This is a genomic window from Streptomyces sp. NPDC030183 (genome assembly GCF_055573455.1).
The window spans coordinates 24812-47136 of record NZ_JBVIBK010000013.1 but is presented as its reverse complement, the minus strand read 5'-3'; the positions used below and the strand labels follow the sequence as shown (position 1 = coordinate 47136).

Annotated in this window: 16 protein-coding genes and 1 tRNA gene; 13 read left to right on the top strand and 4 right to left on the bottom strand. The window is 72.4% G+C overall.

Features of this window, described 5'->3' with window-relative positions:
* Positions 1-3 precede the first annotated feature (3 nt).
* Positions 4-2751, top strand: a complete 2748-nt coding sequence (locus ACZ4Z2_RS17230) for an exo-rhamnogalacturonan lyase family protein (RefSeq protein WP_468076788.1) — start codon at positions 4-6, stop codon at positions 2749-2751.
* A 124-nt stretch (positions 2752-2875) separates the two neighbouring features.
* On the opposite strand, the gene ACZ4Z2_RS17225 is transcribed toward ACZ4Z2_RS17230, so the two are convergent.
* Positions 2876-5356, bottom strand: coding sequence for an SCO7613 C-terminal domain-containing membrane protein (locus ACZ4Z2_RS17225; RefSeq protein WP_468076786.1), 2481 nt, complete (start codon positions 5354-5356; stop codon positions 2876-2878).
* Between the two features lie 118 nt (positions 5357-5474).
* Here ACZ4Z2_RS17225 and ACZ4Z2_RS17220 point away from each other — a divergent pair, with 118 nt between their 5' ends.
* Both ACZ4Z2_RS17220 and ACZ4Z2_RS17215 read left to right on the top strand, forming a co-directional pair.
* Positions 5475-5933, top strand: a complete 459-nt coding sequence (locus tag ACZ4Z2_RS17220; RefSeq protein ID WP_468076784.1) for an SRPBCC family protein — start codon at positions 5475-5477, stop codon at positions 5931-5933.
* Between the two features lie 39 nt (positions 5934-5972).
* Positions 5973-6044: transfer RNA gene (locus ACZ4Z2_RS17215), tRNA-Val, on the top strand.
* 88 nt (positions 6045-6132) lie between these two features.
* Here the strand turns inward: ACZ4Z2_RS17215 and ACZ4Z2_RS17210 are convergent.
* Complete coding sequence (locus ACZ4Z2_RS17210) at positions 6133-6858, bottom strand: exonuclease domain-containing protein (protein WP_468076782.1); 726 nt, start codon at positions 6856-6858, stop codon at positions 6133-6135.
* A gap of 168 nt (positions 6859-7026) precedes the next feature.
* On the opposite strand from ACZ4Z2_RS17210, the gene ACZ4Z2_RS17205 reads away from it, so the two are divergent.
* From ACZ4Z2_RS17205 to ACZ4Z2_RS17190, 4 genes are all read left to right on the top strand, one after another.
* A complete protein-coding gene (locus tag ACZ4Z2_RS17205) occupies positions 7027-7593 on the top strand; it encodes a DUF4365 domain-containing protein (protein WP_468076780.1) in 567 nt (188 codons plus the stop codon).
* A complete protein-coding gene (locus tag ACZ4Z2_RS17200) occupies positions 7590-8816 on the top strand; it encodes a hypothetical protein (protein ID WP_468076778.1) in 1227 nt (408 codons plus the stop codon). Before ACZ4Z2_RS17205 ends, ACZ4Z2_RS17200 begins: the two co-directional genes overlap by 4 nt.
* A gap of 197 nt (positions 8817-9013) precedes the next feature.
* Positions 9014-10990 (top strand): threonine--tRNA ligase, encoded by a 1977-nt coding sequence (gene thrS, locus ACZ4Z2_RS17195; RefSeq protein WP_468076776.1) that lies wholly within the window; start codon positions 9014-9016, stop codon positions 10988-10990.
* Between the two features lie 112 nt (positions 10991-11102).
* Positions 11103-11663 carry an HIT family protein gene (locus ACZ4Z2_RS17190; RefSeq protein WP_468076774.1) on the top strand — a complete coding sequence of 187 codons (561 nt, stop codon included), beginning with the start codon at positions 11103-11105 and terminating at the stop codon, positions 11661-11663.
* Between the two features lie 247 nt (positions 11664-11910).
* Here the strand turns inward: ACZ4Z2_RS17190 and ACZ4Z2_RS17185 are convergent, their stop codons facing one another.
* Positions 11911-13581: a hypothetical protein gene (locus ACZ4Z2_RS17185; protein WP_468076772.1), complete on the bottom strand. Its 1671-nt coding sequence runs from the start codon at positions 13579-13581 to the stop codon at positions 11911-11913.
* Positions 13582-13880: 299 nt separating this feature from the next.
* A complete protein-coding gene (locus ACZ4Z2_RS17180) occupies positions 13881-16079 on the bottom strand; it encodes an elongation factor G-like protein EF-G2 (protein WP_468076771.1) in 2199 nt (732 codons plus the stop codon).
* Positions 16080-16334: 255 nt separating this feature from the next.
* Here ACZ4Z2_RS17180 and pgsA point away from each other — a divergent pair, with 255 nt between their 5' ends.
* The 6 genes from pgsA to pdxT all read left to right on the top strand — a co-directional run bounded on the left by pgsA (position 16335) and on the right by pdxT (position 22278).
* Complete coding sequence (gene pgsA / locus ACZ4Z2_RS17175) at positions 16335-17081, top strand: phosphatidylinositol phosphate synthase (RefSeq protein ID WP_468076769.1); 747 nt, start codon at positions 16335-16337, stop codon at positions 17079-17081.
* Positions 17078-18034: a phosphatidylinositol mannoside acyltransferase gene (locus ACZ4Z2_RS17170; RefSeq protein WP_468076767.1), complete on the top strand. Its 957-nt coding sequence runs from the start codon at positions 17078-17080 to the stop codon at positions 18032-18034. The genes pgsA and ACZ4Z2_RS17170 overlap by 4 nt, the downstream gene beginning before the upstream one ends.
* A complete protein-coding gene (locus tag ACZ4Z2_RS17165; RefSeq protein WP_468076765.1) occupies positions 18031-19191 on the top strand; it encodes a glycosyltransferase family 4 protein in 1161 nt (386 codons plus the stop codon). The genes ACZ4Z2_RS17170 and ACZ4Z2_RS17165 overlap by 4 nt, the downstream gene beginning before the upstream one ends.
* A 778-nt stretch (positions 19192-19969) precedes the next feature.
* Positions 19970-20515 carry a LemA family protein gene (locus tag ACZ4Z2_RS17160; protein ID WP_468076763.1) on the top strand — a complete coding sequence of 182 codons (546 nt, stop codon included), beginning with the start codon at positions 19970-19972 and terminating at the stop codon, positions 20513-20515.
* A 242-nt stretch (positions 20516-20757) separates the two neighbouring features.
* A complete protein-coding gene (gene pdxS, locus ACZ4Z2_RS17155) occupies positions 20758-21663 on the top strand; it encodes a pyridoxal 5'-phosphate synthase lyase subunit PdxS (protein WP_468077098.1) in 906 nt (301 codons plus the stop codon).
* A gap of 6 nt (positions 21664-21669) precedes the next feature.
* Complete coding sequence (pdxT, locus tag ACZ4Z2_RS17150; protein WP_468076761.1) at positions 21670-22278, top strand: pyridoxal 5'-phosphate synthase glutaminase subunit PdxT; 609 nt, start codon at positions 21670-21672, stop codon at positions 22276-22278.
* Positions 22279-22325 lie beyond the last annotated feature (47 nt).

Sequence of the window (22325 nt, the reverse complement as noted above, 5' to 3'; positions counted from 1 at the left end):
GCCATGTCCCCCATCGACCGCAGGTCCCTGCTCAAGGCGGCCGCCGTCGCCGGAGCCGCCGCACAGTTCAGCTGGGCGCTAGGGAGTACCGCCGCCCAGGCGGCACCGGGAGCCCAGGCCGCGGAGGCGGACCCGGTCACCCTGGACTGGCTGGAGGACGGCGGCCTCGGCGCCGCGCCCGGCTCCACGGTGGGTGTGCCCTGGCCGAAGGGCGCGTACGACAAGGAACAGTCGTTCTCCTTGAAGGACGAGGACGGCAAGGAGATCCCGGTCCAGTCCTGGCCCATCGGCTACTGGCCCGACGGCTCCCTGAAGTGGACCGCCCACGCGGTCGGCGCGGGCCCCGGCCCCGGCAAGCTCACCCTGACCGTGGGCACCCCCGCCGCGCCGGCGAAGAAGGTCACCGTCGACCAGCGCGGCGGCACCGTCGACGTGTCGACCGGTGTCATCACCGTCAGGATCGGCAAGAGCGGCTCCACCCTCGTCAAGTCGGTGCTGCGCGGCTCCACCGAGGTCGCCCGCACCGGCCGTCTCGTCCTGCTGCGCCAGCCCGAGATCGAGGACGGCGACCAGGGCACGGTCAAGTACGAGCGCTTCGAGAGCGTCATCGACGAGGTCCGGGTCGAGCAGGAGGGCCCCGTCCGCGCCGTGGTCCGCATCGACGGCAAGCACCGCAAGGGCAGCCGCAGCTGGCTCCCCTTCTCGATCCGGCTCTACTTCTACGCGGGCGCCGAATCGTTCCGCATGATCCACACCATCACCTTCGACGGCACCCAGGAGCCCGGGAAGGCGAGCGGCGACTTCGTCCGCGGCATCGGCGTCCGCTTCAAGGTCCCGATGCGCGACGCCGTGTACGACCGGCACATCCGCATCGGCGGCGAGGGCACCGGTCTGCTCCGCGAGGCCGTCAAGGGCGTCACCGGACTGCGCCGCGACCCCGGGGCGGCTGTGCGCACCGCCCAGTTCGAGGGCAAGAAACTGCCGGACCCCTCCACCTGGGACCAGCGGGTCACCACCCGCCTGCAGTACATCCCCGAATGGGGCGACTACACCCTCTCCCAGCTCTCCGCCGACGGCTTCTCGGTCCGCAAGCGGACGAAGAAGGGCCACGGCTGGATCCCGGCGGGCGGCGGCCGGCGGGCCAGCGGCTTCGGGTACGTCGGCGGGGCGAGCGGCGGGCTCGCCGTCGGCCTCAGGGACTTCTGGGAGAAGTTCCCGGCGCAGCTCGACATCCGGGACGCCCACACCGACGAGGCCGAGGTCACCATGTGGCTCTGGTCGCCCGAGGCACAGCCCATGGACCTGCGCTTCTACCACGACGGCATGGGCCAGGACACCTACCCCGAACAGCTCGAGGGCCTCAACATCACCTACGAGGACTACGAGCCCGGCTTCGGCACCCCCTACGGCATCGCCCGCACCAGCGAACTCCTCTTCTGGGCCCATGAGTCGACCCCCGCCGCCGACGACATGGCCAGGCAGGTCGAGGCCGTCCGCACGCCCGCGCAGCTCGCCGCACCGCCCAAGCAGCTCGTCAAGGCCGGTGTCTTCGGCAAGCTGTTCTCGCAGCCGGACCGCTCCACCGCCGCCAAGGCGAGGATCGAGGACCACCTCGACTTCCTCTTCACCTACTACAAGGACCAGGTGGAGATGCGCCGTTGGTACGGCTTCTGGGACTACGGCGACATCATGCACAGCTACGACCCGAGCCGCCACCAGTGGTGCTACGACGTCGGCGGCTACGCCTGGGACAACTCCGAGCTCTCGCCCGATCTGTGGCTCTGGTTCGCGTACATGCGCTCCGGCCGCGCCGACATCTTCCGCTTCGCCGAGGCCATGACCCGCCACACCGGCGAGGTCGACGTCTACCACCTCGGCAAATGGGCCGGTCTCGGCACCCGCCACGGCGTCCAGCACTACGCCGACAGCGCCAAGCAGCAGCGCATCGCCAACACCACCTACCGCCGTTACTACTACTTCCTCACCGCCGACGAACGCGTCGGCGACCTCATGCACGCCAACGTCGACTCCGACGAGACGTTCCTCGTCCTCGACCCCATCCGCAAGATCCGCACCGAGCCGTACACCCCCGACCGCAACGCCCTGTCGATCGGCTTCGGCACGGACTGGTCGGGTCTGGTCTCCGCGTGGCTGACCGAGTGGGAGCGGCGCGGGCCGAAGTGGGAGAAGGCCAAGGCACGCGTCCTGTCGACGATGGAGACCATCGCCGCCCAGCCCAACGGCTTCGTCCAGGGCAACGGCCTGTACGACCTCGACACCGGGAAGTTCGCCGTCGCCGACAAGCCCGCCGTCAACGTCTCGCACCTGTCGGCGATGTTCGGCCTGGTCGAGATGTGCGCCGAACTCATCGACCAGGTCGACATGCCGAAGTTCAAGGAGGCGTGGCTGGACTACTGCCGCTACTTCAACGCCACGAAGGCCGAGCAGGCCGCCCGTTACGGCTCGAACTTCGGGACACTGCTCCTCTTCCAGGGGCACTCGCGGCAGGACGCCTACGCGGCCGTGCAGTTGGGCGACGACAAGCTCGCCGCCCGCGCGTGGCGGCAGTTCTACAACAGCGCCGACACCTGGGACTACAAGGAGTCCACCGACTGGTCCACGAAGAAGGTCGAAGGGCCGACCGGCCTCGTCCCAGGCAGCGAGGCCGCGTGGGTGTCCACCAACGCGACCGCGCTGTACGGCCTGGCGGCCATTCAGAACCTCGCGCTCGTCGGCGACAAGATGCCGTGACGCGCCGCTGAGGGGCCGGGGGGTTACGGGGGCGCCTCGAAGACGGGGAACTGCGGGCCCGCTGTGGCTGGGCGCGCGGTTCCCCGCGCCCCTGGAGGCAGGGGCGCGGGCAACCACGGGGACGTCAGGTCATCTTCCCGAGGACGTCCCGGACGCGTCGTGCGTCGCGCAGGCGCTGCTCGTACGTGGCGCCCGCCGCCAGCAGCACCAGGCCGGCCAGGGCCGGGGGCGCCCAGCGGGGGAGGGCGTCGACCACCTGGGATATGTAGGGGGCCAGTTCGTGCAGGGTCACCAGGGTGAGGGTGGCACCGCCGAGCAGGAGAGGGGCCTGGAGGCGGTGGCGGGCGCCGACGAGGGTGAGGGCCAGCGCCGCGGTGCCGAGCAGCAGGGGGCGCAGCCAGTGCGCGTCGCCCCAGGCCGCCGCGAGGCTCGGCAGGAGCGTGGCGGCGAGGCCCGGACCGTACGCCGTCCAGGACGAGGCCGCCGGGTCACGACGGCGTCGCAGCAGGCCGACGGCGAGCGCGGGGACGGTCACCGGGAGTGTGTACGCCTCCGGGGACCCGACCTCCCAGGCCGCCAGCCGCACCCAACCGGCCAGCACCAGAAGCGCGGCGGCCGCGTATCCGACGTCGCGCCGCTCCGGTCGTACGGCGGTGCCCGCCGCGATGACGCCGCAGAGCGCCAGGGTCAGGGCGAGCATGGGCGCGTCGGTGGCGGAGAGGGCGACGGCCAGGAGGCCCGCCGCGGCGCCGGTCGCCTCGACCGGGACGGTCACCGGGGAGGAGGCGCCGAGGCGCGCCGCGAGCAGGGCCGCGACGGTCGGCACCGCCAGGACCAGCAAGGCGGTGTGCTGCGGCTCCCATCCGGCCGACGCCCCGATCGCGCAGGTCAGCGCGGTGCCATGGACGAGCGCGGCGGGCGCGGTGAGCGGACCGAGGTCCGTGCGCCAGGCGGCGAGGCCGAACAGGAGGGCGCAGCCGGCGAGCACGGTCAGCGTCGCGGCCTCGGTCGCGAGCGCCGTCAGCGCCAGGTTCACCGAGGTGAGGAGGGCCAGCAGCGCGGCCGTGAGCGGCAGCGGAGCCCGGAGACCATGGCCGGCCGGCGGCCGTACGCGGGCAGCCGCCGCCACCAGCCCGGCCACCGCCACGGCTCCCTGGACCACCAGCCCCACCGCGTAGGGGAGTTGCAGCACCGCCGGGCACACCAGGGCCGCCGCCCAGCCCAGGACGAGCGAACCGACCAGCGCGGGGGTGCGCCAGGAGGCGGCCGTACGTCCGGCCAGGGCCGCCGCCGCGGCGACCACGGCCAGGACGAGGGGGACCGTCGCGGTGAGCGGAGGCCAGGGCGCACCCACCGTCACCGCCGTCCGGGCGTCGGCCGGCGCTCCGGACCAGATCCGCTCGACCCAGCCGACCGGGCCCAGCAGGGCGACGGCGACCGCCGGGAGGGCGGTGACCGCCGCGAGGGCCTGGACCACCGCCGAGGACAGGACGAGACCGCGCCGTACCGGATCGGCGACACGGGTCCGGACCACCGCCGACAGGGCGACACCGCACAGCAGGTAGCCGGGGACCGTCCACACGTCCGGCAGTACCGCCCGCAGGACCCCGCCGAGCGCCGCGACCACGAGAAGGCCGCCGGTCAGGGCGGTACCGAGGGCCGGGCCCGGCTTCGGGGCGAACCGGGCGGTGGTCAGGGCGACCGCGGCGGCGAGGCCGAGGAGCGCCGCCGCACGGGCGGCGGCGCCCGGGCCCGCGGCGGCCCACGAGAGCCACCCGGCCGCCAGTGCACCCCAGGCACCCCAGCCGAACGCGCCCACCAGCGCGACGATCCGGAGCGGCGTCACCCGCGCCCTGAGCGCGACCGCGCTGTCGGCCCCGGCGGTCACCAGCACCGCCGCCGTGACCGTCTCCACCCCCGCGCCCAGCGCCAGCACCCACAGCAGCAGCGGGAGTTGCGCGGCGGCCAGGGCGAGGGGGAACGGCAGACGGAGGACGATGCGCACCCGCCCCGACCCCGGCCCCGCCGAGGCGCGGTCCCCCGAGCCGTCGGCGGCCGGCGCGGCCGGCGGAGCCATCGCCCCCACCGCCAGGCCGTACGCCGTCCAGGTCGCCGCCAGCACCGCCGCCGCGGCCGCCGCGAACCCCGTGCCGTCGGTCGCCGTGAAGACGACCTCGTGCAGGGCGTACGCGTCGAGCACCGTCAGAGCCAGGCCGAGTCCGGCCACCGCCTCCGCCGTCGAGCGCAGCCCCCGCCGCAGGAGGGCCACGGGCGTGGCCAGGGCGGCGAGGGTCACCCCGCCGAGGACCAGCGACCGACCGGTGATCCCCATGTGTCCCCAGCTGACCAACGTGAACGCGATCGCCGCGACGGTCAGCAGGACCCCGCCGAGGAGCAGCAGCACATTCTGGACACCGGGCGTCGTCGCCTCGGGACCCCGGGCCGGCGGACGCGCGGACGGGTGGGACGGCCCCAGAGCCTGGGCGGACAGCGCGTTGACCAGCCATGCGCGGCGGGTCAGCAGGAAGGCGCGGCGGGCGTCGAGCTGCCGCAACTCGGTGTCGAGGAGGCGCAACTCCTCGGCAGGGGACGGAAAATGCGTCATGCTCCGGAGTGTGGTCCGGGTCACGCCTCGCGGGCATGAGTGCGCGTACTCAGGGCAGTACTCAGATCCGGCCACCGCGGCACCGGTACGAGGCCCCGCGGACGGGCACACTCCGAGAATGGACTGGTGCCACTACCGCTTCCGCAGCCGCTGGACCCTGCCCGCGCCGCCCGCCACCGTGTACGCCGTGCTCCAGCGGGCCGAGGACTATCCGCGCTGGTGGGCCCAGGTGCGCGAGGTGACCCCGGTCGACGACACCAGCGGCACCCTCCGCATCCGCTCGGTCCTGCCGTACGACCTCGTCCTCACCGCGCGCGAGGTACGGCGGGATCCGGCCGCCGGGATCCTGGAGATCGAGATGAGCGGGGACATCGACGGCTGGGCCCGCTGGACGGTCACCGCCGACAAGACCGGCACCCTCGCCCGCTACGACCAGGAGGTCGACGTCACCAAGCCCCTGATGCGACGGCTCGCCGTGCCGGGCCGGCCCGTGTTCCGCGCCAACCACGCGCTGATGATGCGGGCGGGACGCCGAGGGCTCGCCGCGTACCTCGCGGCCGGCGGACAAGCGGTTTGAACCAGAGCCGTCGGGACCTGTATTGTTCAGTGCGTTCCCGGGCGATTAGCTCAGTGGGAGAGCGCTTCGTTCACACCGAAGAGGTCACTGGTTCGAACCCAGTATCGCCCACCCGGAAGAGAACCGGTCCGACAGAAGTCGGGCCGGTTCTTCGTTTCCCCGCTCGCGAGGGTTCCCCGCCGGCCGCTCGTCCTCCCGCTCACGCCGCCGCGGCCAGCCCCGGACGCAGGGGCCACGCCGGGTCCACCGCCTCCTCCGAGCCGCTGCGCGCGAACCACGCCTGCAGACCGCGCGCCTGCGCCGCGTGCCACACCGCTTGCAAGGTGTGCAGCTCGGCGGGGGAGAGGCGGGCCAGCCTGGTGGCGAAGCGGTGCCCCACGGCCCGTACGACGTCCATCGCCGCCTGCGCGTCGGCCGCCGCGTCATGCGCGCCGTCCAGCACGACCTCGTAGTGCGCGCACAGATCGGTCAGGGTGCGGCGGCCCTTGCGGTAACGGTCCAGATGCTTGTCCAGGACCCTGGGGTCGAGCACCCGCAGCGGCGTCGTCTCGAACCACTGATCGAGCGTTGAGGCGCGGTGCCGCCTCAACTCCCGGTCCAGCAGCGTCAGATCGAACGGCGCGTTCATCACCACCAGAGGGCGGCCGCGCGACGCCTGCTCGGCCAGTGACCTGGCTATCTCCTCCATCACCGGTGACGGCCAGCGCCCCTCGCGCTGCAACCGCTCGTCCGTCAGCCCGTGCACCGCCGTCGCCCCGGCCGGCACCGGCACCCCCGGATTCACCAGCCAGCGCGTCACCCGGGGGCGGGTGCCGGGCGCGTCCTGGACGACGACAGCGGCCGACACGATCCGGTCGGTCTCGACGTCCACGCCCGTGGTCTCCGTGTCGAACGCCGCCAAGGGCCCCTCGTACCAACACGTCATGCGTACTCAACTCCTCGTTCCACCAGAGCAGCTGACGCCCCGTCTTCTGCCCGTTTGGTGATACCCGGGCTGTTTGCGCCGTACGCCGGAAGGAGACAACAGAAGTACGGGTCTGCGCAGTTCAGGGGCTCGCACGAAGGAAGGACCTGTAGGGGAAGGCTGTTGGTCATGGCCATAGCGCAGCCCGAGCGGGGCGGGCTGCTGCCCGAGCACGCGGCGTCACACCGCGGCTCCCTCGCCACCACCGCCTGCATGGAGACACTGCAGGTGGGTTATCTGCACGCGGTGGCCGCCGCGGCCGGCTGCTCGCTGTCCCAGCCCTTTCCGGACAACGGCATCGACTGGCACGTCAGCCACGGCTCACCCGGCCACACGGTCGACGACGAGGTCACCATCAAGGTGCAGCTCAAGGCCACCTACCAGGTCGCCCCCAACCCCCCGGGCCGCACCTTCTCCTTCACGCTCGACAACGACCACCTGGCGAAGCTCGCCCGCACCCCCGTCTCGGTGCACAAGATCCTCGTCGTGATGATCGTCCCGAGGTCGCAGGAGCGGTGGCTGCGGGCCGGCCACGACCGCCTCGACCTGCGGCACTGCTGCTACTGGATCAACCTCGCCGGACACCCGATCACCGGCCGGCGCCGCACGACCGTGCGCATACCGACCTCGCGCATCTTCGACGACCGAGCGCTCTGCGAGATCATGACGCGCGTCGGAACGGGAGGCAGACCGTGACCCACGGGCCCATCGACCAGCCCCTACGCCCGGTACGGCCCCACCCCGTGGAACCCGTCTGGGCCCAGCCGCCCGACCCCGCCCGCGTCGACCCCGCCGTACTCGGCGCCCTGCTGCTCCGGCACGGCTGGCAGCGGCGCGGCGGAGCCGCCGGACGCTACGGCCGCTGGACCCCACCCGGCCCCGGCGGCAGGGGGATGAGCCTGCTCGTTCCGGAGAACCGGGCCTTCCCCGACAGCGACGACCTGCTCGGCGAGGCGCTGACCGCCCTCTTCCGCAGCGGATCACCGGCCGCGCGTGACGTCCTGGTCGGCCTCGCCGTGCCCAGCGACGAGATCCGCTGGTGGCGGGATGTGCCCACCGGCCCCGTGGGCACCGCCTCCTGGGCCGTCGAGGACCAACTCCGCGCCGCCGCCCGCCAGATGCTCCTCGCGGCGGCGCTCGCCACCCGCGCGCGGGCCGGCTACCACGGCGCCCGTCACCGCCTGCCCGCCGCCGCCCTGCTCGACGGGGTCCTCGTGGGCGCCGCGCCCGGCGGCCGCAGCCTCACCGCCTTCGTCCCCGTCGCCACCGGGCGCCCCCTCGCCGTACGCCTCCAGCAGGCCCTGTACGCCGCCCGCGAGGCCATCGACTACCAGCGGGCCACCGGCGGCATGGACGCCTTCGACGGTGCCGTGGAGGCCGGAGTGAGCCATGAGCTCACCGAGGCGCTCGTCGCCCTCGTCCGCGGCACGGAGGGCGCCCGGATCGCGGTCGAGTGGGCACCCGCCGCCGGGGTCCCCGAGGGCGGGGCGACTCCTCCCGAACCCGTCGAGTTCTCGCCCGGGGACCTGCCCGTGCTGCGGGAGGCCGGGGCCCGCTACCTCCGCGAGGAACCCTCCGTCCCGGTCCGCCTCACCGGGGCCGTGGTGCGGATGCGCCGGTCGGCCGCGCGCGGCGAGGGCACCGTACGGCTGCGGGTCCTCGCCGGGGCCGAGGTCCCGCACGTCCGCATGACCCTCGACGAGGAGGCGTACCGGATCGCGGGGCACGCCCATCTCGTCGGCCTGCCCGTACGGGTCCACGGACGGCTGGAGAGCCGGGGCGGCTTCCGGCGGCTCACCGGCGCGGGCGGCGTCGCCCCCGTGGAGGTCGACGAGGCGGAGCGCGACCGCCTGATGAAGTCCCTCCAGGAGACGGCGGAGATCACGGCCTTCTTCGAGGAGGCGTGCGGAGGCGAGTGAGAGCCCTCACGGGCCGGTGACCGGGACGAGGCCCGCTCCAGGCGAGCGGCGGCCCTGCACGGGCCTTCGGCGTCCCCCGTCGGCCTGCGGGGACCGGCGGGGGCGTAACCGTTTCGCAGAGGGCACCCCCGGCTCGGTACGATTCCTGTCTGCGTACGCGGACGCGTGCGCGCTCACCCATCAGGCAGGAGAGTCCGGTGTCAGACGTCCGTGTGATCATCCAACGCGATTCCGAGCGGGAAGAGCGCGTGGTGACGACGGGCACTACGGCCGCCGACCTCTTCGCCGGCGAGCGCGCCATCGTCGCGGCCCGCGTGGCCGGCGAGCTCAAGGACCTCGCGTACGAGGTGAAGGACGGCGAGACCGTCGAGGGCGTCGACATCGCCTCCGAGGACGGTCTCAACATCCTGCGCCACTCCACCGCGCACGTCATGGCCCAGGCCGTCCAGGAGCTGTTCCCGGAGGCCAAGCTCGGTATCGGCCCGCCGGTCCGGGACGGGTTCTACTACGACTTCGACGTGGAGAAGCCGTTCACGCCCGACGATCTCAAGGCCATCGAGAAGAAGATGCAGGAGATCCAGAAGCGCGGCCAGCGCTTCTCCCGCCGCGTGGTGACCGACGAGGCCGCCCGTGAGGAGCTCGCCGACGAGCCGTACAAGCTGGAACTGATCGGCCTCAAGGGCTCGGCGTCCTCGGACGACGGCGCCGACGTCGAGGTCGGCTCCGGCGAGCTGACGATCTACGACAACCTCGACGCCAAGACCGGTGACCTGTGCTGGAAGGACCTCTGCCGCGGTCCGCACCTGCCCACCACCCGGAACATCCCGGCGTTCAAGCTGATGCGCAACGCCGCCGCGTACTGGCGCGGCAGCGAGAAGAACCCCATGCTCCAGCGCATCTACGGCACCGCCTGGCCCTCCAAGGAGGAGCTGAAGGCGCACCTCGACTTCCTCGCCGAGGCCGAGAAGCGCGACCACCGCAAGCTGGGCAACGAACTCGACCTGTTCTCCATCCCCGACGAGATCGGCTCCGGCCTCGCCGTCTTCCACCCCAAGGGCGGCATCATCCGCCGGGTCATGGAGGACTACTCGCGCCGCCGCCACGAGGAGGAGGGCTACGAGTTCGTCTACACCCCGCACGCCACGAAGGGGAAGCTCTTCGAGGTCTCGGGCCACCTGGACTGGTACGCCGACGGCATGTACCCGCCCATGCAGCTCGACGAGGGCGTGGACTACTACCTCAAGCCCATGAACTGCCCGATGCACAACCTGATCTTCGACGCGCGCGGCCGCTCGTACCGTGAACTGCCGCTGCGCCTCTTCGAGTTCGGGACCGTGTACCGGTACGAGAAGTCCGGTGTCGTGCACGGGCTGACCCGGGCCCGCGGCTTCACCCAGGACGACGCGCACATCTACTGCACCCGCGAGCAGATGGCGGAGGAGCTCGACAAGACGCTCACCTTCGTCCTGAACCTGCTGCGGGACTACGGCCTCACCGACTTCTACCTGGAGCTGTCCACCAAGGACCCGGAGAAGTTCGTCGGCTCCGACGAGGCGTGGGAGGAGGCCACCGAGACGCTCCGCCAGGTCGCCGAGAAGCAGGGCCTCCCGCTGGTCCCGGACCCGGGCGGCGCCGCCTTCTACGGCCCGAAGATCTCCGTGCAGGCCCGTGACGCCATCGGCCGCACCTGGCAGATGTCGACGGTCCAGCTCGACTTCAACCTGCCCGAGCGCTTCGACCTGGAGTACACCGGCCCGGACGGCTCCAAGCAGCGCCCGGTCATGATCCACCGCGCGCTGTTCGGTTCCATCGAGCGCTTCTTCGCGGTGCTCCTGGAGCACTACGCGGGCGCGTTCCCGGCGTGGCTGGCGCCCGTCCAGGCGGTCGGCATCCCGATCGGCGACGCGCACGTCGAGTACCTGCAGGGCTTCGCCGCCGAGGCGAAGAAGAAGGGGCTGCGCGTCGAGGTCGACGCGTCCTCCGACCGCATGCAGAAGAAGATCAGGAACGCGCAGAAGCAGAAGGTGCCGTTCATGGTCATCGTGGGCGACGAGGACATGAACGCGGGCACCGTGTCGTTCCGCTACCGGGACGGCTCGCAGGAGAACGGCATCCCGCGCGAGGAGGCGCTGGCGAAGCTCGTGGACGTGGTGGAGCGCCGCGTCCAGGTGTGAGCCGCCCTCCCGTGTGAGCGCGTGAGAGGAGGCCCCCGGGGTTCAGCTCCCCGGGGGCCTTCGTCCGTCCCGCCCCGGCCCCCGGCGGCACGTCCTGTACGGACGAAGCCATATGCTGCACTGCATGACGAGTGAGCCGGAACAGCAGATCGGAGTGGGAACGCAGGACGCGTTCCAGCGCCTGTGGACGCCCCACCGGATGGCCTACATCCAGGGCGAGAACAAGCCGACCGGCCCGGGGGCCGACGACGGCTGCCCGTTCTGCTCCATCCCGGCCAAATCGGATGAGGACGGCCTGATCATCAGGCGCGGAGAGCAGGTGTACGCGGTGCTCAACCTCTACCCGTACAACGGCGGCCACCTCATGGTCGTGCCCTACCGCCACGTCGCCGACTACACGGACCTCACGGGCCCGGAGACCGCCGAGCTGGCCGAGCTGACCAAGCAGGCCATGACCGCCCTGCGCACCGCCTCCGGCGCGCACGGCTTCAACATCGGCATGAACCAGGGCTCGGTCGCCGGCGCGGGCATCGCGGCCCACCTCCACCAGCACATCGTGCCCCGCTGGGGCGGCGACACGAACTTCATGCCGGTGGTCGGCCACACGAAGGTGCTGCCACAGCTGCTGGCCGACACGAGGAAGATGCTGGCGGAGGCGTGGCCCAGCGTGTGAGCCGGGGCGCCTAGGGGGTCGGGGCGCGGATTCGTCGGCGGGTGCGGGTGCGTGGGGCTTGTTCGCGCAGTTCCCCGCGCCCCTGGAGGGACGGGCCTGCGGCCCGCCCTCCCCTGAAAAGCACGGGGCGCAGCCCCGGCCGCTTTTCAGGGGCGCGGGGAACTGCGCGAGAAACCACAACGAACCCGCACCCGCCAACGAACCGCGCACCCCCGAGCTGTAAGGCCCGCCCAAGCCAGCGCAGCGCTCACGCGTCGTAGACGTCCGCCTTCCGCGGCGTAGGGTCCTGCACCGCCCCGCTGAGGAACGCCGAGCGGGAGCCGAACTTCTCGGTGTCCACGCCGTTCTCCGCCAGTACCTTGATCGCGGCGTTGTGCACCACCCGCAGCACGGGCGTCGCCGCGCGCAGCGCGTCGTCGGCCATGAAGCGGTGCCGCCACGGCTGGTCCGCCCAGGCGTGCCGCAGGCCGAACGGCTCCGGCAGCCCGATGGAGCCGCCGAGCCAGTTGAGCAGCGGCGGGTACCAGGTCAGCGGGGCGCGCGCGGTGAGCCGTACGACCTCGTCGGCGTCGACCAGTGGGAGCTTCACCTTGCGGGTCTCCCAGAACCTGACCGACTTCTGGACTTCCTTCTCCTTGGCCGCCGGCCCGGTGGTGAACAGGCCGTGCACCGGACCGAGCGCGTGCCCGGTCACCTCGATGCGGAGCGTCTGGTGCAGCACGGTGACCGTGACCAGCATGGTGATGATCAACTGGCCGTCCCAGAGCGTCCACTGGACGCCCAGGTAGTGCCGGTTGCCGCTGCCGAAGTGCTGCTTGTTGCAGATCTCCTGTATGGCGTGGGTCTTGTACTGGTACGCCTCCACGTCGGTGCTGTCGGGCCGGGCCACGGCGCCGGCGCCCTCACCGATGGGGCTGACGATCCAGTGCTTGATGGAAGGGGGCGTGAAACCACCGGTGTTGAGGGGCGTGCGCTCCAGCATGCGCAGCTGGTCGTGGATGGCCCGTATGACGTCCCAGCTGCGGAACGGGTGGATCTCCTTGCCGGCCTCGGCGGGCACGAGGTCCTCGGCGAGCTGCCAGCTGCCCCACCGGGTGCCCATGCCGAGGATGCCCTTGGGGCCGGCGTAGAAGACGAGGTTGGAGCGCTGCTCGGCGCTGAGCCGGGCCAGCTCCTTGCGCAGCTGCTCCGCCTTGGTCTCGCCGGGGCTGCCCGGCACGGCCTCGGGGATCTTGGCGCCGATACCGCCGCCGGACAGCAGGCCGGCCCAGCGGTCCCGCAGGTCCTGAGCGGTGCGCTCGCAGATCTGCTTGGCCCAGAACCAGCCGACCACCGGCAGCACGACGCACGCGCGCGCGTACCAGGCCCAGAAGCCGTCGAACGGCATCCGGAGCAGGAAGAGCACGGCGAGGGCCCCCACGGCGAACAGCAGGGTGGTCCCGAGGGCACCGGCCCGCTTGTCGTCGCGCTTGGAGATCGTCGTGCGGATCTGGAAGACCAGCAGCCACAGGAGCAGGCCGGGCAGGAAGAGCAGGCCGCACAGGACCATCACCGCGGAGAGCCAGTTGTCGCGCTCCCGGCGGATGTTGGTCGCCGCGAGGCAGTGCTCCACGACGACCTGCGGCTCCATGCCGAAGGACTGGATGAGCGGCTTGCGCCCCGCGCCGACCATGCGGTCCCGCACCGCCAGGGAGAACGCCTCCCCGAGGTTCGGCCGGAAGATCGTCGCCCACTTGCGGCCCGGTTTCACCGAGGACTTGTGCCACTCGTTGTTGGCCTTCAGGATCTCGCCGACCTCGTTGTCCCGGTAGGCCGCGGACGCCAGGGCGTACGTCGCCGCCGTCTGTCCCGCGGTGCCCGTCAGCGGCACCTGCGCCCCGGGAGTGAAATCGAATTCGTCCGCCACCGCCGCCCCCATCGCCGCACACTCGCTCCTGCGGCTCTTCCCGACTTCCGTGCTCCGCACACCTGTTGATCAGGTCATCACCCGATCCGGAGCTGATCAAGCCACACTTGTCGATCAGGTGATCAGCGTATCCGCAGCCGGTGACATCGCGCCGCGCGAAGAACGGACATTCACGGAACCCACCGGCCGTCCCCTCCCGCGCCGGTGGCCGCGGCCCCCGGCACGTGCCGGCGGACGGCCGCAGCCGCCCGCCGACATCCCGGTGGTCCCTTCCGCCGAACCCGCCCCCTCGGATTCCGCTCAGTTCTCCCTCAGTTCTCCTCGGCCCGTGCGCGAAGCCGCTCGGCCACCTGGGGCGGCATCGGCTCGTGCCGGGTGTAGCGGCGGCCGAAACGCGCGGTGCCGTGGGAGAGCGAGCGCAGATCGACGGCGTACCGGTCGATCTCGATCTCGGGGACCTCGGCGCGCACCAGGGTGCGTCCGCCGCCCGCCTGCTCCGTGCCGACGACCCGCCCACGCCGCCCCGACAGGTCGCTCATGACGGGGCCCACGTACTCGTCGCCGACCAGCACCGACACCTCGGCCACCGGCTCCAGCAGATGGATCTTCGCGTCGGCGGCCGCCTCACGCAGCGCCAGCGCGCCCGCTGTCTGGAAGGCGGCGTCGGAGGAGTCCACCGAGTGCGCCTTGCCGTCCCGCAGCGTGACCCGCACGTCGATCAGCGGATAGCCGGCCGCGACCCCCTTGGCGGCCTGCGCCCGTACGCCCTTCTCGACGGACGGGATGAACTGCCGGGGCACCGCCCCGCCGACGACCTTGTCCACGAACTCGATACCCGAACCGCCGGGCAGCGGCTCCACGTCGATCTCGCAGATCGCGTACTGCCCGTGCCCGCCGGACTGCTTGACGTGCCGGCCCCTCCCGGCCGACCTGCCCGCGAACGTCTCCCGCAGCGAGACCTTGTGCGGGACGACGTCGACCTGGACGCCGTACCGGCTGCGCAGCCGCTCCAGCGCCACGTCGGCGTGCGCCTCGCCCAGGCACCAGAGCACCACCTGATGGGTGTCCTGGTTCTGTTCGAGCCGCATCGTCGGATCCTCGGCGACAAGCCGGGAAAGGCCCTGGGAGAGCTTGTCCTCGTCGGCCTTGCTGTGCGCCTGGATCGCGAGCGGCAGCAGCGGGTCGGGCATCTCCCACGGCTCCATGAGCAGCGGGTCGTCCTTCGACGACAGGGTGTCGCCGGTCTCGGCGCGGTTCAGCTTCGCCACGCACGCCAGGTCGCCCGCGATGCAGTGCGTGAGGGTCCGCTGCTGTTTGCCGAAGGGCGCGGAGAGGGCGCCGATCCGCTCGTCGACGTCGTGGTCCTCGTGTCCGCGGTCGGCGAGCCCGTGACCCGACACGTGCACCGTCTCGTCGGGGTGCAGCGTCCCGGAGAAGACCCGCACCAGCGAGATACGGCCCACATAGGGGTCGCTGGCCGTCTTCACGACCTCGGCGACCAGGGGGCCGTCCGGATCGCAGGCCGCCTTGATGTCCCGGGGCGCGCCGTCCGGCGTCGTGACCGACGGGGCCTCCCGCTCCAGCGGGGTGGGGAAGCCGCCGGTGATCAGTTCCAGCAGCTCGACGGTGCCGATGCCCTGCCGGGCGCCCTCGGCGGCGGGTGCCGCGGCCAGCACGGGGTGGAAGACACCGCGGGCGACGGCCCGTTCCAGGTCGTCGATGAGCGTCTTGAGGTCGATCTCCTCGCCGCCCAGGTAGCGGTCCATGAGGGTCTCGTCCTCGCTCTCCGAGATGATCCCCTCGATCAGCCGGTTGCGTGCCTCCTCGATGTCCGGCAGCTGCTCGGGGCCCGGCTCGGACTCCTTGCGCTCCCCGGACGCGTAGTCGAACAGCTTCTGCGACAGCAGGCCGATCAGCCCGGTCACGGGCGCGTGCCCGTCCGGGCCCTGCGGGCCGTGCAGGGGCAGGTACAGCGGCAGTACGGCGTCGGGGTCGTCCCCGCCGAACGTCTCCGCGCAGATCCGCGTCATCTCCTCGAAGTCCGCCCGCGCGGCCTCCAGATGCGTGATCACGATCGCCCGCGGCATGCCGACCGCCGCGCACTCCTCCCACACCATGCGGGTCGAGCCGTCGACGCCGTCGGAGGCCGAGACGACGAAGAGGGCCGCGTCCGCCGCTCGCAGACCGGCCCTGAGTTCCCCGACGAAGTCGGCGTATCCGGGGGTGTCCAGCAGGTTGATCTTGTACCCGCCCCATTCCACGGGGACGAGGGAGAGCTGCACCGAGCGTTGCTGCCGGTGCTCGATCTCGTCGTAGTCGGAGACGGTGCCGCCGTCCTCCACACGGCCCGCCCGGTTCACGGCTCCCGCGGTCAGCGCGAGAGCCTCCACCAGAGTCGTCTTGCCCGATCCGGAGTGGCCGACCAGCACCACATTCCGTACGGACGCGGGGTGGTCGGCCGCCGTAGCCCTGCCGGCGGCCCCAGGGTGTGCGTTCGCCTTGTCGCCCATGGTCCTGCCTCCCGTGCACGGTGAGGTCACTGTGGGCGCGGACACGCGAGGGCCGCGTGCGGTGGCGGCTCCGGCGACGCCCGCGGTCCTTCGAGCTTTCCACTCCCGTCACGGTGCGTCCATACGACGGACGTGATCCCTCCTCCCACGCAGGTGGGGCGCGGTCGGCCGCGCCCCCGCCGCGCCACCGGTGCGTTCAGGACAGGACACGGCAGGCCGATGCCCGACGGCCGCCCGCGGACACCCCTGGCTACGATGGGCCAGCCGACGGCCAGCAGGGGCCGCCCGGCGACACCGACCCTCGGGAAGGCCATGCTGAACAAGTACGCGCGTGCATTCTTCACGCGTGTCCTCACACCGTTCGCCGCGTTTCTGATCCGCAGGGGCGTCAGCCCCGACACGGTCACGCTCCTCGGCACCGCCGGAGTGGTCGCGGGTGCGCTGGTCTTCTACCCCCGGGGCGAGTTCTTCTGGGGCACCGTCGTCATCACGTTGTTCGTGTTCTCGGACCTCGTCGACGGCAACATGGCCCGCCAGATGGGGCGTTCCAGCCGCTGGGGCGCCTTCCTCGACTCCACGCTCGACCGCGTCGCCGACGGCGCGATCTTCGGCGGCTTCGCCCTGTGGTACGCGGGCGGCGGCGACGACAACGTGCTGTGCGCGGTGTCGATCTTCTGCCTGGCGAGCGGCCAGGTGGTGTCGTACACCAAGGCGCGCGGCGAGTCGATCGGTCTGCCGGTGGCGGTCAACGGCCTCGTGGAGCGTGCCGAGCGCCTGGTGATCTCGCTGGTCGCCGCAGGTCTCTCGGGGCTCCACGCATTCGGCGTGCCCGGCATCGACGTCCTGCTGCCGATCGCCCTGTGGATCGTCGCCGTGGGCAGCCTCGTCACGCTGATCCAGCGCGTGGTCACCGTGCGCCGCGAGTCCGCCGAGGCGGAGGCCGCCGCCGCGGCGGACTCCGCCCCCGAGGACACCTCCCGCAACAGCGAGGCGACGTCGTGAGCGGTCTGCGGGAGCGCCTCACCGACGGTCTGTACGGTCTCGGCTGGAGCACCGTGAAGAAGCTGCCCGAACCCGTCGCCGTCCGCCTCGGCACGACGATCGCCGACGCCACCTGGAAGCGGCGCGGCCCGCTCGTACGCCGTCTGGAGGCCAACTACGCGCGCGTGGTGCCGGGCGCGAGCCCCCAGCGGCTCGCGGAGCTGTCCCGCGCGGGCATGCGCTCGTACCTGCGCTACTGGATGGAGTCCTTCCGGCTCCCCGCCTGGAGCGAGGAGCGGATAAGGACCGGCTTCGTCCCCAAGGACCTGCACCACCTGACCGACGGCCTCGCCGCCGGGCAGGGCGTCATCCTCGCCCTGCCCCACCTCGCCAACTGGGACCTCGCCGGCGCCTGGGTCACCACCGAGCTGAAGACCCCGTTCACGACGGTCGCCGAACGTCTCAAGCCCGAGACCCTCTACGACCGCTTCGTCGCGTACCGCGAGGGCCTCGGCATGGAGGTGCTGCCGCACAACGGCGGCTCCGCCTTCGGCACGCTGGCCCGGCGGCTGCGCGACGGCGGCCTGGTCTGCCTGGTCGCCGACCGCGATCTGTCCGCCTCCGGCGTCGAGGTCGACTTCTTCGGCGAGCCGACCCGGATGCCCGCGGGACCGGCCCTGCTCGCCCAGCAGACCGGCGCGCTGCTGCTGCCGGTCACGCTCTGGTACGACGACTCGCCCGTCATGCGGGGACGCGTCCACCCCCCGATCGAGGTACCCCAGTCAGGTACCCGCGCCGAGAAGACGTCTGTCATGACACAGGCGCTGGCCGATGCCTTCGCCACCGGCATCGCCGACCACCCGGAGGACTGGCACATGCTCCAGCGCTTGTGGCTCGCGGACCTCGATCCCGCGAAGGATCCTGAGAGAACCTCCAAGGAGTCCTCCGAGGACCCCGGGAAGGGACGCCCGTGAGGATCGGCATCGTCTGTCCCTACTCCTGGGACGTGCCCGGGGGAGTCCAGTTCCACATCCGCGACCTGGCCGACCACCTCATCCGCCTCGGCCACCAGGTGTCCGTCCTGGCCCCCGCCGACGACGACACGCCCCTACCGCCCTACGTGGTCTCCGCGGGCCGCGCGGTCCCGGTGCCGTACAACGGCTCGGTGGCCCGGCTGAACTTCGGGTTCCTGTCGGCGGCCCGGGTGCGCCGCTGGCTGCACGAGGGCACGTTCGACGTGATCCACATCCACGAGCCGGCCTCGCCCTCGCTCGGCCTGCTCGCCTGCTGGGCGGCCCAGGGTCCGATCGTCGCCACGTTCCACACCTCCAACCCGCGGTCGCGGGCGATGATCGCCGCGTACCCGATCCTCCAGCCCGCGCTGGAGAAGATCAGCGCACGCATCGCGGTCAGCGAGTACGCCCGCCGTACGCTCGTGGAGCACCTCGGCGGCGACGCGGTCGTCATCCCGAACGGCGTCGACGTCGACTTCTTCGCCCGGGCCAAGCCGGAGCCCGACTGGCAGGGCGACACGCTGGGCTTCATCGGCCGGATCGACGAGCCCCGCAAGGGCCTGCCCGTCCTGATGAGAGCGCTGCCGAAGATCCTCGCCGAGCGCCCGCAGACCCGGCTGCTGGTCGCCGGGCGCGGTGACGAGGAGGAGGCCGTGGCGTCGCTGCCGGAGGAGCTGCGCTCGCGCGTGGAGTTCCTCGGCATGGTCAGCGACGAGGACAAGGCGCGGTTCCTGCGCAGCGTCGACGTGTACGTCGCTCCCAACACCGGCGGCGAGAGCTTCGGCATCATCCTCGTCGAGGCCATGTCGGCGGGCGCCCCGGTCCTCGCCTCCGACCTCGACGCCTTCGCCCAGGTCCTCGACCAGGGTGCCGCCGGCGAGCTCTTCGCCAACGAGGACGCCGACGCGCTCGCCACGGCGGCCGTACGCCTCCTCGCCGACCCGGCCCGCCGCGCCGAGCTCCGCGAACGCGGCAGCGCCCACGTGCGCCGCTTCGACTGGTCGACGGTCGGCGCGGACATCCTCGGCGTCTACGAAACGGTCACCGAGGGCGCGGCCTCGGTGGCGGCGGACGAGCGGATCGGCTTGCGCGCGCGCCTGGGGCTGGCCAGGGACTGAGCGAATCCACCGGAGCGCGGAGCGCGCTGAGCCGGGGCCGGGGCCCGGGGCCTGGGGCCGCGAGGCGGGCCCGGGGCCGCGAGGCGGGGCCGTGGCCCGGGACCGCGAGGCGGGGCGGGCGGCAGGGTTGCTGCGCGCGGTGGGTCGGGCGGCGGGGGCTCTGGCGCTCGGTGGGTCGGGCAGCGGGGTCTGTGGCGCGAGGGAGCCGGACGGCCGAGGGCTGTGGCGCGAAGTGGGTCGGCCGCCAGGGGGTGTGGCACGCAGTGGGCCGACCGCGAGGAGGTGTGGCGCGAGCTGGGTGAGCCGCCATGCTGACCCGGCGGCTGGCGGGCACTCCCGCTGGGTGTGGTGGGCCGATGCTCGGAACGCCGGGCCACAGGCGGGCCGGGCCACCGTGCCGCGTCTGCTGCGTGGGGGCCTCCCGGTGCCGTGAACGCCGTGCCGCCTCGGTCCCACGAGGCCCCCGGCGGCGCGTGGCAGGCTCGGCCGCGCCGGCCGGGTGCGCCGGAGGGCTGGGTCAGGGCGCGTCCGGCGCTGCCAGAGGCCCGCGGGTCCGGGCGCGTCCGATGGGCCCGTCGACGGTTCGGGGTCGGGCGGGCCGGGTGGGTGGGTCGACGGTTCGGGCTCGGGCCGGCCGGGTGGGTGGGTCGAGGGCCCGGGGTTGGGCGCGTCCGGCGCGTGCGTTGAAGTCCCCGGGGTGGGCGTCCGGCGCGTGCGCTGAGGGCCCCAGGGCGGGCGCGTCCGGTGGGTCGGGTGCGCACCGGTAGCCTTGCGGCCCGTGACTTCGACACTCATCTGGATCGCGGTCGTCCTCTTCGCGATCGGCCTCTACCTGAGCTGGACGGCGGGGCGCCTCGACCGCCTGCACGCGCGGATCGACGCCGCCCGTGCCGCGCTCGACGCGCAGCTGCTGCGCCGCGCCTCGGTCGCCCAGGAACTGGCCACCTCCGGGGTCCTGGACCCGGCCGCCTCCATCGTGCTGTACGAGGCGGCGCACGCGGCACGTCAGGCCGAGGAGGAGCACCGCGAGGTCGCCGAGAGCGAGCTGAGCCAGGCGCTGCGCGCCGTGTTCGGCGAGGCGCAGCAGGTGGAGGCGGTGCGGGAGGCCCCGGGCGGTGAGGATGCCGCGAACGAGCTGGCCCAGGCCGTCCGCCGGGTCCCCATGGCGCGGCGCTTCCACAACGACGCCGTACGCGCGGCCCGAGCCCTGCGCCGCCACCGCAAGGTCCGCTGGTTCCGCCTCGCCGGCCACGCGCCCTTCCCCCTGGCCTTCGAGATGGACGACGAGCCCCCGGCCGCCCTGGCCGACAGACCGACGACCTGACGACATGGCGCCGGTTCGGTGACCGAACCAGCCACTCCAGACCACTCCAGCCACTCAGTTACCCCCGCCGCACCTCCACTTCGCCCAAACCGCGACGTGTTCACGCCGCTCGGGCGGAGCCCCGCGGCGGAAAAACGATCCACCGCCTCCCCATTGGCCCTTGCCGTGGCCTGCGCCCCTCCCGTTTCCTCGGTGATTGCAGAAACCCTCTTCAACCGAGCGAGGTCGAACCCGTGTCCAGCTTGCCCAACTCCGCCGCCCAGACCCCCGAGACCGGCACCGCCCGAGTGAAGCGCGGCATGGCCGAGCAGCTCAAGGGCGGCGTGATCATGGACGTCGTCACCCCGGAGCAGGCGAAGATCGCCGAGGACGCGGGCGCGGTCGCGGTCATGGCCCTGGAGCGGGTCCCGGCCGACATCCGCAAGGACGGCGGCGTCGCCCGTATGTCCGACCCGGACATGATCGAGGGCATCATCGACGCCGTCTCCATCCCGGTCATGGCCAAGTCCCGCATCGGCCACTTCGTCGAGGCCCAGGTCCTGCAGTCCCTCGGCGTCGACTACATCGACGAGTCCGAGGTCCTCACCCCGGCCGACGAGGTCAACCACTCCGACAAGTGGGCCTTCACCACCCCCTTCGTCTGCGGCGCCACCAACCTCGGTGAGGCCCTGCGCCGTATCGCCGAGGGCGCGGCCATGATCCGCTCCAAGGGCGAGGCCGGCACCGGCAACGTCGTCGAGGCCGTCCGCCACCTGCGCCAGATCAAGAACGAGATCGCCAAGCTGCGCGGCTTCGACAACAACGAGCTGTACGCCGCCGCCAAGGAACTGCGCGCCCCCTACGAGCTGGTCAAGGAGGTCGCCGAGCTGGGCAAGCTCCCGGTGGTCCTCTTCTCCGCCGGTGGTGTCGCGACCCCCGCCGACGCCGCGCTGATGCGCCAGCTGGGCGCCGAGGGCGTCTTCGTCGGCTCCGGCATCTTCAAGTCGGGCGACCCGGCCAAGCGCGCCGCCGCCATCGTGAAGGCCACCACCTTCTACGACGACCCGAAGATCATCGCGGACGCCTCCCGCAACCTGGGCGAGGCCATGGTCGGCATCAACTGCGACACCCTCCCCGAGGCCGAGCGCTACGCGAACCGGGGCTGGTAAGCACCCATGGGCAACACCCCCGTCATAGGCGTCCTGGCCCTCCAGGGTGACGTACGGGAGCACCTCATCGCCCTGGCCGCGGCGGACGCCGTGGCCAGGCCGGTGCGGCGCCCCGAGGAACTCGCCGAGGTGGACGGCCTCGTCATCCCCGGCGGCGAGTCCACCACCATCTCCAAACTGGCCGTCCTCTTCGGCCTCATGGAGCCGCTGCGCGCGCGGGTCCGCGCCGGACTGCCCGTGTACGGCACCTGCGCCGGCCTGATCATGCTCGCCGACAAGATCCTCGACCCGCGCTCGGGCCAGGAGACCATCGGCGGCATCGACATGATCGTGCGCCGCAACGCCTTCGGACGTCAGAACGAGTCCTTCGAGGCGGCGGTCGACGTGACGGGCGTCGAGGGCGATCCCGTGGAGGGCGTCTTCATCCGCGCCCCCTGGGTGGAGTCCGTGGGCGCGCAGACGGAAGTGCTGGCCGAGCACGACGGTCACATCGTCGCCGTACGCCAGGGCAACGCGCTGGCCACGTCCTTCCACCCCGAGCTGACCGGCGACCACCGCCTGCACGCCCTCTTTGTCGACATGGTGCGCGCGAACCGGGCGGCGGGATCCTTGTAGGATCTCTGGGGTTCGTACGGAGTTGGGTAACGCGAAGGAGACAGGCA